1 protein-coding gene is annotated in these 1,170 nt (G+C 66.5%); it reads right to left on the reverse strand.

Features of this window, described 5'->3' with window-relative positions; genetic code table 11:
• The coding region (locus LQV45_RS34200; RefSeq protein ID WP_290370412.1) for a TRCF domain-containing protein at positions 1–1,170 on the reverse strand (1,170 nt) is incomplete at both ends.

Here is a 1,170-nt window from a genome sequence, read left to right on the forward strand (position 1 = left end):
ACGTCGGACAATCCGGCCTCGCGGGCGCCCACCCGGAACCGGGCGACGTCGATCAGGTTGGTGGCCGGCAGCGGCAGCTCGCCGTAACGGTCCACGAGCTCCGCGAGGACCTCCTCGATCGCCTCGTAGGTGATGGCGCTGGCGAGTTTGCGGTAAGCCTCCAGGCGCAGCCGTTCGCCCGGCACGTAGTCGTGCGGCAGGTGCGCGTTGACCGGCAGTTCGATCTTCATTTCGGCGGCCTTCTCCTCCGCCTCGCCCCGGTATTCGGCCACGGCGTCGCCGACCAGCCGGATGTAGAGGTCGAAGCCGACGCCTTGGATGTGGCCGGACTGCTCGCCGCCGAGCAGGTTGCCGGCGCCGCGGATCTCCAGGTCCTTCATGGCCAGCTGCATGCCGGCGCCGAGCTCGTTATGCGTCGCGACGGCCTTGAGCCGTTCCAGCGCCACCTCGCCAAGCGGCTTTTCCGAAGGGTAGAGGAAGTAGGCGTAGGCGCGTTCACGGCCGCGTCCCACACGTCCGCGCAGCTGGTGCAGCTGGGAGAGTCCGTACTTGTCCGCGCCGTCCACGATCAGGGTGTTGGCGTTGGAGATGTCCAGGCCGGTCTCGATGATGGTGGTGCAGACCAGGACGTCGAAGCGCTTTTCCCAGAAGTCCACGATGATCTGTTCCAGCCGGCTCTCGGACATCTGCCCGTGCGCCACCTCCACCCGGGCCCCCGGGACCAGTTCGCGGATCTTCGCCGCGGTGCGGTCGATCGTGGACACCCGGTTGTGGACGAAGAACACCTGGCCTTCGCGCATCAGCTCACGGCGGATCGCGGCGGAAGTCTGCTTGTCCGTGTACGGGCCCACATACGTCAGCACGGGGTGCCGTTCCTCCGGCGGGGTGGCCAGGGTGGAGGTTTCGCGGATGCCGGTCAGGGACATTTCCAGTGTGCGCGGAATCGGGGTGGCGCTCATGGCCAGGACGTCGACGTTGGTGCGCATCTTCTTCAGCGCTTCCTTGTGTTCGACGCCGAAACGCTGCTCCTCGTCCACGATCACCAGGCCGAGGTCCTTGAAGCCGAAGTCCTTGGACAGCAGCCGGTGAGTGCCGATCACGACGTCCACGGAACCGGACTTGACGCCGTCGGCGGTTTCTTTGGCCTCCTTTCCGGTCTGAAAGCGGGAC

Source organism: Microbacterium sp. Bi128 (assembly GCF_918698205.1).